The 17,993-nt window shown below is 36.8% G+C and carries 11 protein-coding genes; 10 read left to right on the top strand and 1 reads right to left on the bottom strand.

All coding sequences use genetic code 11. From position 1 onward, the window contains the following. Positions 1–78: 78 nt before the first annotated feature. From ZA07_RS01935 to fucP, 5 genes are all read left to right on the top strand, one after another. Positions 79–1,794: a DUF5597 domain-containing protein gene (locus ZA07_RS01935; protein WP_197276686.1), complete on the top strand. Its 1,716-nt coding sequence runs from the start codon at positions 79–81 to the stop codon at positions 1,792–1,794. Between the two features lie 68 nt (positions 1,795–1,862). After that, the gene (locus ZA07_RS01940) at positions 1,863–6,899 is read left to right on the top strand and encodes a translocation/assembly module TamB domain-containing protein (RefSeq protein ID WP_157492027.1); all 5,037 of its coding nucleotides are present in this window, start codon (positions 1,863–1,865) and stop codon (positions 6,897–6,899) included. Continuing rightward, positions 6,886–9,174 (top strand): BamA/TamA family outer membrane protein, encoded by a 2,289-nt coding sequence (locus ZA07_RS01945; protein WP_053970050.1) that lies wholly within the window; start codon positions 6,886–6,888, stop codon positions 9,172–9,174. The genes ZA07_RS01940 and ZA07_RS01945 overlap by 14 nt, the downstream gene beginning before the upstream one ends. Before the next feature lie 80 nt (positions 9,175–9,254). Continuing rightward, a complete protein-coding gene (locus ZA07_RS01950; protein ID WP_053970051.1) occupies positions 9,255–9,593 on the top strand; it encodes an L-rhamnose mutarotase in 339 nt (112 codons plus the stop codon). Positions 9,594–9,597: 4 nt separating this feature from the next. Then, positions 9,598–10,866 (top strand): L-fucose:H+ symporter permease, encoded by a 1,269-nt coding sequence (gene fucP / locus ZA07_RS01955; protein ID WP_255349983.1) that lies wholly within the window; start codon positions 9,598–9,600, stop codon positions 10,864–10,866. Here fucP and ZA07_RS01960 read toward each other — a convergent pair. Further along, a complete protein-coding gene (locus ZA07_RS01960) occupies positions 10,861–12,015 on the bottom strand; it encodes an adenylyltransferase/cytidyltransferase family protein (RefSeq protein ID WP_053970053.1) in 1,155 nt (384 codons plus the stop codon). The two genes, fucP and ZA07_RS01960, sit on opposite strands and share 6 nt — an antisense overlap. A gap of 348 nt (positions 12,016–12,363) precedes the next feature. Between ZA07_RS01960 and ZA07_RS01965 the strand changes: the two genes are divergently transcribed. The 5 genes from ZA07_RS01965 (at position 12,364) to ZA07_RS01985 (ending at position 17,985) form a co-directional block, all read left to right on the top strand. Then, complete coding sequence (locus tag ZA07_RS01965; protein ID WP_082316489.1) at positions 12,364–13,338, top strand: S9 family peptidase; 975 nt, start codon at positions 12,364–12,366, stop codon at positions 13,336–13,338. Between the two features lie 71 nt (positions 13,339–13,409). Then, entirely contained in the window at positions 13,410–13,991 is a 582-nt protein-coding gene (locus ZA07_RS01970; protein WP_053970055.1) for a TIGR00730 family Rossman fold protein, read from the top strand. An 87-nt stretch (positions 13,992–14,078) separates the two neighbouring features. Beyond that, on the top strand, positions 14,079–16,124 hold the full coding sequence (locus ZA07_RS01975; RefSeq protein ID WP_053970056.1) for an amidohydrolase family protein: 2,046 nt from the start codon (positions 14,079–14,081) through the stop codon (positions 16,122–16,124). Between the two features lie 71 nt (positions 16,125–16,195). Continuing rightward, positions 16,196–16,756: a sugar O-acetyltransferase gene (locus ZA07_RS01980; RefSeq protein WP_053970057.1), complete on the top strand. Its 561-nt coding sequence runs from the start codon at positions 16,196–16,198 to the stop codon at positions 16,754–16,756. Positions 16,757–16,869: 113 nt separating this feature from the next. Beyond that, on the top strand, positions 16,870–17,985 hold the full coding sequence (locus ZA07_RS01985) for a DUF2914 domain-containing protein (protein WP_053970058.1): 1,116 nt from the start codon (positions 16,870–16,872) through the stop codon (positions 17,983–17,985). Positions 17,986–17,993: the final 8 nt, after the last annotated feature.

Genomic DNA, 17,993 nt, shown 5'->3' on the forward strand with positions numbered 1-17,993 from the left:
CTCTATTTCTGACGGATTTAAGTGTGTTTTTCACGCTTATTCAGCTTGTCATTTTTTATCTTTACTACTTTAATCTATATGTCATTTCCTAAGATGAATTTTTTCCGTTACAAAAAAACAGTAAATCACATTTTAAGTATCTTTTTACTCGTCACTACTTTAGGTATATCACAAACAAAAGAGAATCTTATTCCTCGTATTGAAACCCAAAATGGGCGACATGCCTTGATTGTTGATGGAGAACCTTATCTTGTTTTGGGAGCACAAAGTAACAATTCCAGTTCTTGGCCAGCCACCCTTCCTCAAGTCTGGTCGGCCATGGATCAATTACATATCAATACTTTAGAAATACCTATTTATTGGGAACAATTTGAACCCCAACCTGGCGTCTATGATTATAGCGTAATGGATAGCATCATTAAACAAGCCCGAGAACGCGATCTAAGAGTTATATTACTTTGGTTTGCCACTTGGAAAAATGGTTCCAATCATTACATGCCACAATGGATGAAATTAAAACCAGATACCTACTTTAATATGGTGAACAAAAATGGAGAACCTATTGATTCCCCATCCCCTCATGCCCAAGCTACCTTAGAAGCAGATATAAAGGCATTCTCAATGTTTATGAATCATCTTAAGGAAGTGGACCCACAACATACCGTCATTATGGTACAGGTTCAAAACGAACCAGGTTCTTGGGGAAGTGTCAGGGATTATTCTAAAGAAGCAAACAAACTCTTTGAAAGTAAGGTTCCTAAAGAAGCTTTAAAAGCCATGGAAGTATCCTCAAATAATGGAGGAACCTGGAAACAAGTCTTTGGAGAACATGCTGAAGAATACTTTCATGTTTGGCATGTGGCCTCCTATATAGGACAAGTCGCCTCGGCAGGAAAAGCCATATATTCTCTTCCTTTATACGTGAATGGCGCTATTAGAAACCCTATTAATCCAGGTCCTCCCTATTATCAGGTAGGTGGACCCAATGATAATGTTTTGGATCTATGGAAAGCCGCAGCGCCTGATATTGACCTATTAGCACCTGATATTTATTTTAAGGATACCCAAACCTATTTAAAATCATTAGAGGTTTACAGTACCAAAACCAATCCGTTGTTTGTTCCTGAAACCTTTTGGCATGAAGATTTCCCCAAGTTTTTCTACGCTGCTTTGGGAGAAGGCGCCATAGGTTATGCCCCGTTCGGATTGGATGATACCAGACTACGTATAGGTCCAGATGGTAAGCCCATGACTGCCAAAGATATGTATGAACCCACCGCGCTTAACTTTAAGTTATTTAAGCCCATGGCAGATGTGATTGCCAAGTTGAATTATGAAGGTCACATCCAAACAGCCATTCAATTACTACCAATTGACCATGAAGCCGAAAAAGGAGGTGCTGTTGACCGTGAGAATTATGTCACCGACCAAACGATTTCTTTAAAATCATGGGATTTAAATATCGCATTTGGGACTTTTGATAGAATGTCAAGATCTCCTTTTCAACCCAAACATCCTGATGGACGCCTATTGGTTGCCGAACTCGATACCAACGAATTTTTGTTAGTGGGTTACCATTGCCGAGTCATGTTTGAACCTTCTGGAAAATATGCCGATAAGCCTTGGTGGTTTTTAAGTGTTGAGGAAGGACACTATGAAAATGGCACTTTTGTTATGGACCGTATCCTAAATGGAGACCAAACTGATTGGGGGTTAAATTTTGACACTCCAAAAGTACTACGAGTCAAACTTTATACCAGGCAACTAAAAAGTAGGCCATTTCTGATGGATTAGCAATTTATTAAGAACATGTAACTTACATTTAATTACATTTGTAAGAACCATCTAAATTGTATTAGGAATTGTCTACAGATTCTACCAAAACCTCAAAGAAGAGGAGACATCGTGTCTTCCGAATTCTTGTAAAAGTGTTTTTGGTACTCCTAGTTCTTTTTATCCTTTTGGTTCTTTTCATCAGGAGTCCGTGGGGACAAGATATTATTGTTCACAAGGCCATAGACTATGTCACCAATAAAACCCACTCCAAAATAGAACTGAAAAAGGCTTTTATAACCTTTGACGGCGATATTCAAATTGAAGATCTCTATGTGGAAGATCAACAAGGAGACACATTAGTTTACTCTAAAAGACTTGAAGCCAATATGCCGTTGTGGGCATTAATTACAGGTAAGGGAATGGGTGTTGATGATTTGGAATGGGAAGGATTACGTGCCAACATCATCAGGAAGGATTCTATCAATGGATTTAATTTCCAATTTTTAATTGATGCATTTACTTCCAATGAAACACCGGTTGAATCAACTCAAGATACGGTTTCCAAACCCTTTAATCTTGTATTGGGGTCTTTGGACTTAAAGGATTTTAATATCGTTTATAATGACCAAGTAACAGGCATTCAAAGCACTTACAAGTTTAAAACCTTGGAAGTTGATATGGATGAAACCAATTTGGAAACCATGACTTTTAAAGTCGATGACCTTGAGTTACAAGATGCCTTTATTGATGTTACCCAAACTCCAGTAATAGCCAGTTCTGAATCAGAAACGTCCATACTTCCATTCATTTCAGTGGATAACCTAACCCTGAACAAAGTAAAAGCACATTATAAATCCATTGGAGACGGCTTAGAAGTGAACACAAATATTGATGATTTTAATACTGAAATTGAAAGCATTGACTTAACAAACCAAGCGTTTGTTTTTGGGGAATTGAATTTAAAACAATCTCAAATTGACATCAAAACAACCAAAAAAAATTCAACCGAATTCAATGAACCATTGGCTTCTGATTCCAACTCCTTTGAATGGCCAGACTTTCAATTAACCATTGGTGAAATAGATTTTGAGGACAATCAATTCAGTTTTATTTCCAACAATCAAAAACCGAAAAAGGGCACTTTCAACCCAGAAGCCGTAGTCATCACAAATTTCAACCTTCAAGCAGCTAATGTGCTTTTGAAAGATAAGAATGCTGGATTAGAATTGAACACTTTAAATTTTAATGAAGCTTCAGGAATTAACGTACAAGAAATAGGTGTTGGATTAACAATAACAGATCAAAATCTTAAAATTCAACAACTAAACGCCGCAGTAAATCAAAATAAAATCAAAGGAAGCCTAGACTTACAATATGCCTCTTTAGCCTCTTTTTTGGCAAACCCAGAACAAGCTAAAGTAAATTTGAATCTAGCAAACATGACATTTGACTTGAATGATGTGTTTAAGTTTGAACCCAGTCTTAGGGACAATACATATATGCAAACACTCGGACAAAAGGCACTTCAAGGTAACCTAAAGGCACAAGGAACTTTGTCTGATATTCAAATTTCTCATTTGAATATCCAATGGGGAAAAGAAACGCAAATAGACTTAAAAGGTCAGATTAAAAAAATAACCACTCCAGATTCCATAACTTTTGACATTCCGAAATTTAGAGCAACTACGGTAAGATCTGATCTCATCAAATTTGCTTCGGAAGATTCATTAGGTATCCAATTCCCAGAAACCGTTAATATACAAGGTAATGCCAAAGGCAACCTCAACAATATTCGAGCTACCGCCTTGTTAAACACCTCACAAGGAAACGCCAAATTAGAAGGCTTTTTCAATAAAGAAGCAGGTATTCATTTTGATGTAAATGGTCAGATTGATAATTACCAACTTAATGAATTGCTTAAAAATGAAGATTTAGGTGCTTTAAGTTTGAGTATAGAAGCTAATGGCACAGGAAGCAACATCAATCATTTAAATGCTCAATTGGATGCTGTTGTTTCAGAATTCAAACTAAAGCAATATGATGTTAAAGACCTAAGCATTCAAGGAGAATTGGTCAATGGACAAGGTCATATTACATCAAATTACAAAGATGACAACCTTAATATGAATCTGGATGCCTTAATCACTTTAGACTCTATTGCCCCTGAAGCGAAGATAGATTTGAATGTTATTGGGGCTAATTTAAACGCCTTGGGAATTACAGACCAATCTCTTAGAACTGGGTTTCAGTTAGAGGCTGATTTTAAAGGTAATAGTTCGTCATTTGATGTTGAAACGCAAATTAATGAAGGCGTAATCGTTTATGACAATAAAAGGTATTTACTTGGTGATTTACAAGCTCAAGCCCATGTGAGACCAGATACCACTTCTGTCACTATACACAATAAAATAATTGATGCCGATTTGGAATCCAATTCAAACCCGAAAACCTTTAGCAAAGCTTTATCACAACACATACAAAGTTACTTTTACAGAGATCTCCAGAGGGTGGATACTTTAGAGCGGCCTGTTAAATTAAAATTCAAGGGTACTATAAATCCGTCTCCTCTGTTAAATGAAGTATTACTTGTCAACGTTGAAGATTTAGACACCATTCAAATTGCCATGGATTTTGATGAAATGGCTTATCGATTAGACACAGAAATTACGGCTCCTCATATTAATTATGATGGTAATAAATTGGATAGCCTTCATTTTGATATGCTTACTGATAAAGAACATTTTGATTTCAATTTCAGGTATAAAGAATTAACGGCTGGTCCATTGGTACTACCTCAAACCATTTTTTCAGGTCATCAGGAAAACCATGAACTCTCACTACAATTTATCGCTAAAGATCAGGACACTACCGTAATGCGTATGGATTCCAAAATTACCGGTGATAGCGAATTGCTTCATTTCCATATAGAACCCGAAACCCTTGTATTGAACAAAAACAATTGGCAAATTCCTGCCACGAATCAAATTGATTATTCAAATCAGAAACTAACCTTTCAAGATGTTCTTTTTCAGTTTCAAGACCAGGAAATTCAATTGACTCATGAATTCCTTAACATACAAAAAGATCATGTAGCTATGACCTTCAAGCAATTAAACCTTGAAGAACTCCTAGGATATTTCAATCCTGACAAAACACTTGCAACTGGTTTAATAAATGGGGATTTAATAGTTGAGGATCCTTTTGGTAAAACTGGTTTAAATGCCCAATTGGACATTAATCAACTTCATGTATTAGACGTGGACTTAGGCACGCTTTACCTTAAAGGAAAACCGATACAAAACCAGCAGTATGATTTTTATCTATCTACAAAAGGAGGCATGGTTGATTTAGACCTTAAAGGCGACTATTTAGCTGGAACAGAAAGAGCAGCCTTAGATTTAGATCTCAATATCAATGAATTTCAAATGAAAGCATTGGAAGGTTTCAGCATGGGAGCATTGACTGATACAAATGGTAGCATGACAGGTAAATTTCAAGTTAATGGAGCACCTAGTGATTTAAAATATCAAGGTCAATTGGATTTTAATAATGCAGCTTTTAATATAGCCAAGTTCAATGCCGCCTTCACCTTAAAACAGGAAAGTGTTCAAGTAACCAATGAAAAGATTTCATTGAGTAAATTCACCGTTTTAGATGCCAACAACAATCCTTTAATCCTAACTGGAGATATTCTTACTGAAAATACTTTAAATCCTTCTTTCAACCTTCAAATTCAAGCAACAAACTTTCAGCTTTTAAATGCTTCTGTTGATGACAATGATTTTGTTTATGGTAAAGCTGTTTTTGATGCCACCGCAAGTTTAACCGGAAATCTTCAAATACCTAAATTGGATGTAGATGCAACTGTTGGTAATGAGACCGACATTTCATATATCATGCCTTCGGCTTCTGTCAACATGGAGCAACGAGATGGAGTCGTTATTTTTGTAAACAAGGATCATCCAGATGCTATTCTTACACAAACTGAAGAAACAACTTCCACACTTAAAGGTTTTGATATTAATGCTCGCGTTAAGGTAAAACCAGAGGCAGCGGTGACTATTATTATCAATGAGAAAACCAATGATAATTTTAAAGTTTCAGGAGAAGGAGATTTTGTATTCAACATGAAACCCAATGGACAAATGACTCTTTCTGGAGTTTATGATGTTACGGATGGTCATTATGAGATGAGTTTATACAATCTAGTAAACCGTCGATTTGATTTAAGTCCCGGTAGTAGAGTAACCTGGTCTGGAGATCCGTTTGATGCCGCCCTTGACATCAAAGCCCTTTATGAAGTTAAAGCTTCGGCTTCGGCTTTAATGGCAACCCAAACTTCAGGATCTGACCCTTCTCTGCGTAATAAATTTAGACAGGTATTACCCTTTGAGGTGTATCTTAATATTGATGGGGAACTCATGCAACCTGTTATCTCTTTTAATATTGACATGCCAGAAAATGAACGCGGTGCTATCAATGGTCAAGTCTATGGTCGTGTACAGCAATTGAATCAACAGGAAGAAGAATTGAACAAACAAGTTTTTTCCCTGTTGGTGCTGAACCGTTTTTATCCCGAACCGGGCAGTGATGGTAGTAAAGGTGGTATGGCCTCAGTGGCCCGTGACAACCTCAATGACGCTGTTTCTGATCAACTTAATATGTTTTCTGATAAACTACTAGGAAAAACAGGCTTTGAATTGGATTTCGGACTCGATAGTTTTACCGATTATCAAGGAAATACCCCTCAAGACCGAACCCAGCTTGAGGTCGCTGCTAAGAAAAAACTGTTTAACGATCGTTTGACCGTTAGTGTTGGAAGTGAAGTGGACATTCAGGGAAGCAATCAAACAGAGGAAGAAACTCCGGTTATAGGAAACGTTACATTAGAGTATTTATTGACCAAAAATGGGAGGTATCGTATCAAGGGATTTAGAAGAAATGAATTTGAAAATGTTATTGATGGCCAAACAATGGTCAGTGGTATTGCTCTAATTTTCACCATGGAATTTAATAAATTTAGTGAGTTTTGGCATGCTATATTTCATCCTGAAGATGACACGCAAGAAAATGAATCGCAGCAAAATCAAGTAAAAGAACAGGAGGCAGATGAGAATAACTAATAATTCATACAACATATATTTTAGATGTCTCAATCTTGTGATTCTATTGCTTATTACCTCTTGTGGTGTGGAAAAATTTATCCCAGAGGATGAACGCCTTTATACTGGGGCAACATTGAGCATGTCCTCAGATACGACCATTGTTAATAAGGATTTATTAAAAAATGAATTGGAGCAGGTCTTAATGCCAGAACCCAATTCTAAATTCTTAGGAATGTACGTGGGGCTATATTATTATTATAAAAATCAGAAAAAACATCCTGGATTTATTAATAAATGGCTCTATAAAAATTTGGGGGAAGAACCTGTTTATCAATCAGATGTTGAACCACATGAAGTGAGGGATCTTTTGGTCAACAGACTTGAAAACAGAGGTTTTTTTTACAGTACATCTGGTTCGCAGGTAAATGAAAAGGACAAAGAAGCATCGGTTGATTATACCGTAAATATTACGAGTCCCTATACCATGGCTACCTACCAATTAGACTCCATTCCAAGTCCATTTTATCAGGAAGTGAAAACAAGTCTTGAGGAAACACCATTTAAGGAAGGCATGCGCTTTGATTTGGGAAATTTTGAATTGGAACGCCAGCGTATTGAACGTCAGCTAAAACTAAAAGGTTACTTTAATTTCAACAATCAGTTTTTAATTTTTGAAGCCGATACCAACAGATATAAAAACAAGCGCTATGATCTATATTTAAGCTTGAAGTCCCACGTGCCGAACAAAGCCTTAATTCCCTATAAAATTGCAAAAGTTAATGTGTATTCCAATTACGAATTGAATCAAGATTCACTTCAAATTCAAACCACACGATACAATGAAAAAAACTATCTAGAAGAGCAACCTTTTTTTAAACCTAAGTATTTAGATCCCTTCATTCTGATTAAAGAAGGTGAATTCTACCATCCTGAAAAATCTAGAAATACCGCTCGACGTCTATCTTCCATTGGGTCCTATAAATACGTGAATATTCAATATAAGGAGTTGGATACCCTGGAAAATGACAATTTGGGATTGTTGCAGGCAGATATTTACCTATCGCCTTTAAATAAACGCTCATTAAGAACCGAACTACAGGCGGTATCCAAATCCAACAATTTTGCTGGACCAGCTTTAGGGGTTACTTATACCAACCGCAACTTATTTGGTGGAGGTGAATCCTTTAGTGTAGGAGCTAAAGTAGGTTATGAAAAGCAAATTGCTAGTGGTAGCAGTAGTTCTTTGAGCAGTACCCAATTGGGTTTAGAAACGGAACTATTGGTTCCTAGAATGGTTTTTCCAATTAAGTTTGATAATGATTATTTTGAATATGCTATTCCTAAAACCAAAATTGGTTTCGGTATTGACTATTTAAATCGTACCCAGCTGTATGCCCTACTTTCTGGAAACGCCAAGTATGGTTATGTTTGGAATGCCAATAGGTATGTCACTCATGAGATCAATCCAGTAACGATCACTTATACCCAACTAACCAATACCACACCTGAATTTGAACAAATTCTTGATGACAACCCTTATTTGAGAGAAAGTTTTGAACAAGAATTCATTGCTGGACTCACTTATTCTTTTACTTATAACGGCATGGTAGATGCAGCTAACACTCACCAATTCTATTTTAATACCACCTTTGATATGGCGGGTAACATCATTAGCTTGTTTGGAAAAGAGCAAGAGCCTGGACAACCCGAAAGCTTTTTAGGTTTAGAATATGCACAATATGCCAAATTGGATGTGGATTTCCATTATCATTTTAATTTTGGAAAAGAACAAAAAATCGCCACGAGGCTTTTTGCTGGATACGGACTACCCTATGGTAATTCAAACGTTCTACCTTTTGTAAAACAATATTATGCAGGTGGACCATATAGTGTAAGAGCCTTTAGAATTCGTTCCTTAGGTCCCGGTACCTTTCAACAAGAAACTGACAATGACGATATTTACTTTGACCAAAGTGGAAACATCAGGTTAGAAGCCAATATTGAATACCGCTTCCCTATTGTTTCATTTTTAAAAGGAGCCCTTTTTGTAGATGCTGGGAATATTTGGAACAGTAAATCCAATGAAATTCTACCAGGCGGCACCTTTAGTAGCAATTTTTATAAAGAATTAGGAATGGGTGCTGGTGTGGGTGCTCGTGTTGATGTTCAAGGATTTGTCATTCGTTTTGATTTTGCCACCCCATTTCATGATCCGTCTTTACCTGAAGGCGAACGCTACAACTTTGATGTCAATGACACCATTTTTAATTTTGCTATTGGCTATCCGTTTTAGTACTTAATTCTTGACACTTTCAAATATGACATTGAATTGCCTATATTAGTTCCCAATAAGAATATATCATAAAAGCATTCATGAGACATTGTCTTACCTTAGACCTAAAACCAGACTTAGAACTTATTCAGAAATATGAAGATTGGCATCAAACTAACAACATTCCGATGGACATTCCAAAAGGCATAAAGGCCATTGGTATTTTAAACATGGAAATCTTTAGATGGGAAAACCGGTTATTTATGATTGTTGATACGGAAGATTCGTTTGATTGGGATGTTCAAATGTCTAAACTAGGTGATATGCCCGGGCAAAAAGAATGGGAACTACTTATGGATGCCTACCAACAAAGACTGGACTCCTCTTCAGACAAGTGGAAGAAAATGGAGCGTATCTTTTCACTTTCTGATTGCTTCTAATTCTATGAATACTAACATAAGTCACTCAATATTACCCAAGAAAAACAGATTCGTATTTTTTCTTCTGGCCCTATGTTTTATGGGATGGGGATTAGCAAACAACATTACGGATCCGCTAGTGAAGGTCTTTAAAAATGTCTTCGGCGAACTAAGCACCTTTCAAGCATCTTTAATTCAATTTACATTTTACTTTGGCTATTTTTGTATGGCTATACCAGGAGCACTGATATCGAAGAGGTATTCTTTTAAAATAGGTGTATTAGTCGGTTTAGGTCTTTACATCGCTGGGTGCTTTTTACTGTATCCTGCTACCCTCGCCCAAAACTTCCTTTACTTTTGTCTATCCTTTTACATTCTTGCCTGTGGTTTGGGTATTTTAGAAACAAATGCCAACCCTTTTGTTTTGCTTCTTGGCCCAAAAGAAACAGCAACAGAGCGATTGAATTTAGCCCAGTCCTTCAACCCTGTGGGTTCCATCTTAGGTGTGTTTATGTGTCAAATTCTAATTATGGCCCAGTTACCTACCAATACCCAAGGAGATTTAGCCATCCCTGCTCATGAAATAAAAGAAACACTCGGTGTTATTATTTATCCTTATTTAATTGTTGGTAGTGTGCTCATATTGGTTTGGGTATTAATTGCTATTACAAAAATGCCTGATTTAAAAAAAGCGACAACGGCTTTAAATATGAAGCAAACGGTTGGTCAATTGTTGCGTAAAAGTAATTACCGCTTTGCCGTATTGGCCCAATTTTTTTATGTAGGGGCACAGATTTCTGTTTGGACATACACTAATTTCTATCTACCCGAACAGATAGGTGCTTCACAGGAATTAACCTTACAATATCATACCGTTGCCTTGATTTGCTTTGGTATATTTCGATGGATTTTCACTTCGTTAATGCATAAAATTGCTGCTAGTAAACTCTTGTTTGTAGTGGCTATAGTGGCTATTTTACTCAGTTTGAATGTTATTCTAATTGGAGGCATGGTAGGTGCAATCTCATTAATTGCCATTTCAGCCTGCATGTCTTTAATGTTCCCTACTATATTCGGAATGGGCTGTGAAGAATTAAACGAAGAAGAGACCAAAGTAGGAGCTTCTGGTCTTATAATGGCCATCCTTGGTGGTGCTATACTAACACCGCTGCAAGGTTCATTAATAGATTTTAAAAATGTGTCTTTTTCATATGTAGTTCCTCTGATATGTTTTTTAGTTATAGCCCTTTATGCTGCTTACCATAAGAAACTTCTAAAAAAGAATGTATTATAGGTGGGAATCTTTCCTTCTGATATGGATTCGCATGGTTCCGGGTATGGGTTCCTTAGATACCATTATCAAATACCCACCACCGCCCGCACCGGCCAGTTTCCAAGCTAAGGCTTGATCTTTATACTTGGCAATCTCTTGTTCGATACGTTCATTCAACATGTTAGGAAACATCGTAGTTTGGGCTTTAAAGGAATCTAAAAATCCTTGAGCAAACCTATCTAAATCTTGAGCTAATATGGCATCCCAAACTTGATCTGCAGCCTGTGCTAATGCCTTCACATTGGTTTCGTTGATATAGGTGTCTGACAGAAGATCTAATCCCTTTTCTCGCGGCCATAATAAGGTCATGCAAAGGTGAGCTTCCAACCAAGACAAAATAGATTCTGAGTGAATGGATTGAAATTTCTTGGGCCAATAATCATTGTCATAGTAATGCCTAACCAATCCAGGCATGCATATACCAATTGCATCCTGAGCCCCTGATATGATGGAAGACCCGGGATCATTCTCAAACTTAAACAGGATTTCAGCTAACTTTTCTGGTTTTTCCAAAGGAAGATAATATGGCCATATATTTTTGGCCGCATTTCTTGTGGAGGTTGACATGCCGCACCTCTCATTGTATTCTATGGTAGGTTCCAGTGAAATTGTAAGTGCCCATCCTGGGTGAAATTTTGAGACATAAGGTTGATCGATCCATGTGCCTGCCAAATCTATTCGGTAAGGCAACGTACAATTTCCCTCAGTTCTAATGGCGGTGGTAGAACGCTCTGGTAAGCCGGCATCAGGTATACGCTTTAAAACTTTAAAATCAATACCTAAAGAATCACAAAGCTCTTTTTTTGCAGGTGAATAGCCATCTTCATTTACCACAAAAATATCTGGTTGCAGGTCCTTTAAATCCTCATCAAAATCCAAAATACCTGAACCTTTATTGACAAAGACTTTTTTGACGTGCTTGATGGCATCTATAACATACATTCTTTCTTGTTCAGAATTAATAGTATGTCTGCCCTTAAGTTCCAAAACGGTGGCATCTGAACCGATACCAACATATAGATCTCCATAAGAAGCAGCCTCTTTAAAGAAAGCGATGTGTCCGCTATGCAACATATCAAAACAACCTGATACAAATACTTTTTTTGCCATGTACTGAATTTAAAACCGTGAAGATATTCGTTTTTTGGTTCAATGCCAACCCTAGAACGTAATTGTTATAGTAAGTATCAAGGGATATTTTGAAAAATAGGAAAGTCCTTTTAGCGAATTATATTTTTTTAAATTGGACATGATAACCATGGCTAATTTATAATTCAATTTAATTCACCTACTAGCTTTATTATTATTTGTGTGACCACTTCTAAAAAAAACTATTGTAACAAATTGTAGGACTTATCGTCTCATTTTTAAAGTAAGTAATTACATACCAAAGTCTTTCCAATTATTTATCAGACTTCCCATAAATTACTTGACGACATAACCTTAAAATATATACGGATGAGATACCTAAACGCTTTAATTTTTTTATTGATACTTACAACCTGTCAGGCACAGGAAACCAATCTTCTCTTAAAACAGAACTTAATTTCTGACTTCTCCCAAACACCTATTTATTCAAGGCTTACCGAGAACATCAACGGAAAAACAGAATGGAAAGAAGCTTTTAAATACATTGATAGTATTGATATTTATAGTATTACTTACCTAAGTGACGGTCTAAAAGTAAACGGCCTATTAGTAAAGCCCAAAAAACAAGGAAATTATCCTTGTGTAATCTATAATCGAGGTGGAAACAGGGATTTTGGTTCTTTAGTATTAGCACATGGAATTATGACATTAGGCCAAATCGCCAGGGAAGGTTACGTGGTCATTGCAAGTCAGTACAGAGGTAACGGCGGTAGCGAGGGACAAGAAGAATTTGGCGGCAGTGATGTCAACGACATCACCATTTTACCCGAAGTATTAAAAGAAGTTGAAGGGGCCGATATTGAGAATATTGGCATGTATGGCTGGAGTCGAGGTGGTATGATGACCTACATAGCCCTTACCAAAATGAACAATATAAAGGCGGCAGCCGTTGGAGGGGCTGTTTCCAATAACTTCTCCACCATAAAGGACAGACCAGACATGGAGTCTGGAGTTTTAGCTGAATTGATACCAAACTATAAAACTAATAAAGAGGCCGAGTTAGAAAAACGATCAGCTGTTAAGTGGGCTGACAAATTCTCTAAAGAAGTCCCTATTTTAATGCTACATGGTAATGCCGATTGGCGTGTCAAGCCAGAACAAAGCCTCATGCTTGCCTTAGAATTTGAAAAATATCGCATCCCCTACAGATTGATTATGTTTGAGGGAGGTGACCACGGTATCTCAGAACATAGAGATGAAGTCAACGAACAAGTTTTAAGTTGGTTTGATACTTATTTAAAGAATCATACTCCTCTACCAAACATGGAATACCATGGAAAATAATCCTAAAATTTAATCCAAGGATTTCAACAATTTGATAGTCATTTCCTAACTTTCGTGAAAAAGTAAATAACATGAAACGAGTGTCTGTATTTTGTGGTTCCAGTTTAGGAAATGATGCCATTTATAAACAAGAAGCCTTCCAATTAGGTAAAACCCTCGCCCAAAAAGGGATTGGTTTAGTCTATGGTGGTGCCCATATCGGATTAATGGGAGCCGTTGCAGATGGTGCGCTTTCTGAAAGCGGCGAAGTCATTGGGGTGATTCCAAATTTTTTGAGATCTAAAGAAATTGCTCATGAGGGTATTTCAGAATTGATCTTAACCGATACTATGCACCAAAGAAAATCGAAAATGAATGATTTATGTGATGGTGTTATTGTCTTGCCAGGAGGTTTCGGAACTTTGGACGAATACTTTGAAATGCTCACTTGGGGCCAATTAGGACTTCATCAAAAACCTTTAGGTATTTTAAATACCAATGGCTATTACAATCACTTAATAAACCATGTAGAAACCATGGCTCAAGAGGGTTTTCTATCTGAAGACAATAAATCTATGGTGATAATTGAAAGTGAAATCAACATGTTACTTGAAACCATGGCTTCATACCAATCTCCAAAAACTGGCAAATGGGTTGATGAACAAAAAATTTAGATTTCAATGGTTTTCAAATCAATTTAAAACTATTTAAAGAGGGAAATTATTTTTACGTATCTTCAAGAACCTAAAAACCAACCATCTATGAAGATTCAAGTTTATATTTCCCTGCTCCTAGGCATCAGTCTCCTGTCCTGTCAACAAGAAAAACAAAATGCTATAACCTCTCTTTCCAACCATCAAGGAAACGAAGCTTATTCCGTCATAAATTACGGCGCCAAAATTGGATATTTAAAAACCGAGACTTTGGGCGATACCATCCATGTTGATTTTGACTATAAAAATAATGGTCGTGGACCCTCTCTCAAAGAATCCCTTATTTTAAATACCGAAGGCCTACCTCTTTCTTGGCATATTGAAGGTAATACCACCTTTGGCAATCAGGTAAATGAGCAGTTTGAGTATGAAAATAAATGGGCCAGATGGACAGACGCCACTGGTTCAGATAGCTTGAAAACGACTTCTCCACCATTCTATTCAAATCAAAATGGCAGCCCCTACTCCATGCTTTTGATGGCAAGACATCTATTACGTCAAAAAGATCAAAAAGCACCTGTCTTACCCCAAGGTACAATTTCTCTCCAAAAAATAGAACCCATTCAATTGGAAGGAGATACCACACACTTAAAATTGGCGTCCTATTCCATTTCAGGAAACAGCATGAACCCAAGTTATTTTGTGATGGATGACCAACAAAATTTATTTGCTACTATTTCTTCCCATACGGTCATCATTAAAAAAGGCTATGAGGACTACACACAAAAAATGATTGATCTTTCAGAAACCTACGAAGCCCAACGGTTTACAGATTTACAAAAATCTTACGCCCATAACTATCCTAAAAAGGTTAGGATTAAACAAGTGAAGATTTTTGATCCGCAAACTTTAAATTTATCCAATTTAGTGTCGGTTGTAGTTGATGGTGACAAAATCTTGAGTATTGATGCTCCTGATACAGTTAGGGAAAATGAAGTTGTTATAGATGGTAATGGTGGAACCCTCATTCCCGGTATGTATGACATGCATGCCCACACAGGTGAAAGACAAGGCCTTCTTAACCTATTGGCAGGCGTGACTTCCTTTAGAGATATGGGAAACCATAATGACGTTCTTACAAATTTGATGGTAAAAATTGATTCTGGATTATTGGCCGGACCAAGAATTCACAGATTGGGTTTTATTGAAGGTAAAAGTCCTTATAATAGTAATGGGGGAATTTTGGTATCTTCTTTGGAAGAAGCCTTGGAGGCTATTGATACCTATCACAACCAAGGGTTTTACGGTATCAAATTATACAACAGTATGAATGGTGATTGGGCGCCAGAATTAGTTAAAAAAGCCCATGAATATGACATGTTTGTATGCGGTCACGTCCCAGCGTTCTCAAATGCCAACGCTATGCTTAATGCAGGTTTTGATGAAATGACCCATATCAACCAAACCATGTTAGGTTGGGTTTTAGAACCAGATGAGGACACACGAACGTTACTCAGGCTCACCGCTATGAAGCGATTTCCGCAAATTGATTTAAACAGTGAGCAAGTGCGAGAAACCATCGGCTTGTTTATCAAAAACAATACAGCCATAGATCCTACTTTGGCTATTCATGAAGCCTTACTACTGGGAAGAAATGGTTCCATCTCTCCTGGTACCGTTGACTTTATATCTCATTTACCTCCAGCAGAACAAAGAAGCTATAAAGTTGCTTGGTCTGAAGTTGCCAACAGCGAGGATGATGAAGCTTATAAAGGGGCGTTCAAAAAAATTATTGAGACCCTTACTCTTATGAAAGATAAAGGCATACAAATAATACCTGGAACAGACATGGGTGGCTCTTTCTTTTTCCATCGGGAATTGGAATTATACCAACAGTTAGGGTTTACACCAGCCGAATTGTTAAAACTAGCAACTTATGACATGGCTGCATATCTGGGTGATAAAAATCTGGGAAGTATTAAACCAGGATATTTGGCAGACTTCTTTTTGGTTCCCGGTAATCCTGTAGAAGACCTTAAAGCCATTAAAACTGTTTCAATGGTATCAAAAGGTGGGACTTTCTATTATCCGAAAGAAATATACCCTTCTTTTGGTATTGAACCATTTACAGACATGCCTTCGGTTAAAGAATAATTTTTAATTATTTCAAGTATCTTTTTTAGTCTAAAGGTTTTAAATTTATAGGGACACTTAATACGTCTTAAATGAAAACCGAGAAAGAAAAAATGATGGCTGGTGAGCCATATGATGCACATTGTGAGGAAATGATTAGCATTAGAACCAAGGTAAAAAGGATTTTACACAAGCTGAATGTCACCGAATATTATACCGATAGATTTCAAGAAACCATTCATGAATTATGTCCAAACTCAGCTAAAAACATTCATTTAGAACCTCCTTTTTATTGCGATTATGGAGATAACATTTTTGCTAAGGAAGGTGTTTTTATCAATTTTGGAGCGGTTATTTTAGATGGTGCACGGGTAACCATAGGCAGAAAAACACTGATTGCCCCAGGAGTTCATATTTATACCGCAAGACATCCTTTAGATATTAAAGAACGTAGAGTTTGGGAAGATTGCAGCCCTGTGACCATAGGAGAAGAATGTTGGATAGGTGGGCACGCAACCCTTTGTCCTGGTGTGACAATTGGAGACCGCTCGGTTATAGGTGCTGGTTCTGTCGTAACCAAAGACATTCCCGCAGATTCTTTAGCTGTAGGTAACCCAGCAAGAGTGGTAAAAAAACTAAATTTAAAAGAATAGAAAACTTCAAATTGACATCTTAGAGAGATTCATAGAGTCCAAAAATAATTCCAGTCATTTTTTAAATTTTATTTCATATTCATTTCTTTATCTTAGTTGCATAAATACCCTATATGAAAAGATTTTTGGTTAAGTATCGAAGAAGTGCGTTCAGTCGTTTTATACAAAGGCACCAAAAATCAGCTCCCGTCATTTTCTTTATAGGTGGTTTTATATTTGACTCGCTTACATTGGGTCGTATTGACCGACTTTATGATATGATTGTTTTATGCTCCCATATGACTTTGGTGAGCATAACACTTTATCTTTTTAACGTTGCAGATGATGGCAAGTGGAAAGGTACATTTTTAGAACGTTTTGAAACCTACTTACCTTTGGCCATTCAATTTTTCTTTGGAGCGCTTTCTAGTGCCTATGTAATTTATTTTTCAAGAAGTGTCTCCCTATCAAAAACGACATCATTCTTTATTATATTAGTCATTCTACTATTTGCCAATGAGTTTTTAAAGCAACGTATTTCCAATAAAAATTTACAGTTTAGTGTTTATTTCTTTATAAGCTTTACATTCTTTACCTTCATGGTTCCCGTGTTTATCAAAGAGATGAATCCAAATGTTTTTTTGATTTCGGGAGCCATGAGTTTGGGATGCACCTTATTTCTCATTCTTTTCATTTATAAAGTTAGTCCCACCACCCGCGCCGAAGTCAAACTACCTAGATTATTGGTGTTAATTTTTGGGATTTACATAACCATCAATATCTTTTATTATTTTAAATTAATTCCACCAGTACCTTTGGCCCTAAATCATGGAATTGTAGCTCACAACATAGAAAATAAGGACCATAAGTATTTTGTGACATTCGAAAAAAGGAAAGCCCAACACATCTTTTGGCGAGAACACCGCTTGACTTATGCTCATAGGCCGGGTGAACGAGTTTACGTGTTTTCATCTGTTTTTGCACCAACCGAATTGGAAAAATATATTATCCACCGCTGGAAGTGGTACAATCCCAAAACTGAGGAATGGGAAATTGTAGAAGATATTGGATATGATATCCAAGGAGGGCGTGATGAAGGCTTTAGAGGTTATACCTACAAAGCCAATGTAAAAGAAGGAGAATGGAAAGTGGAAGTGATCACAAATGAAGAATTGATCTTAGGTGTCATCGATTTTGTTATTGTTAATGATGGATCTCAACCCAAACATTTAGTCACCAAAAAGTTTTAAAAAAAGCG

Source organism: Mangrovimonas sp. ST2L15 (assembly GCF_001280515.1).
Taxonomy (GTDB): domain Bacteria; phylum Bacteroidota; class Bacteroidia; order Flavobacteriales; family Flavobacteriaceae; genus Mangrovimonas; species Mangrovimonas futianensis.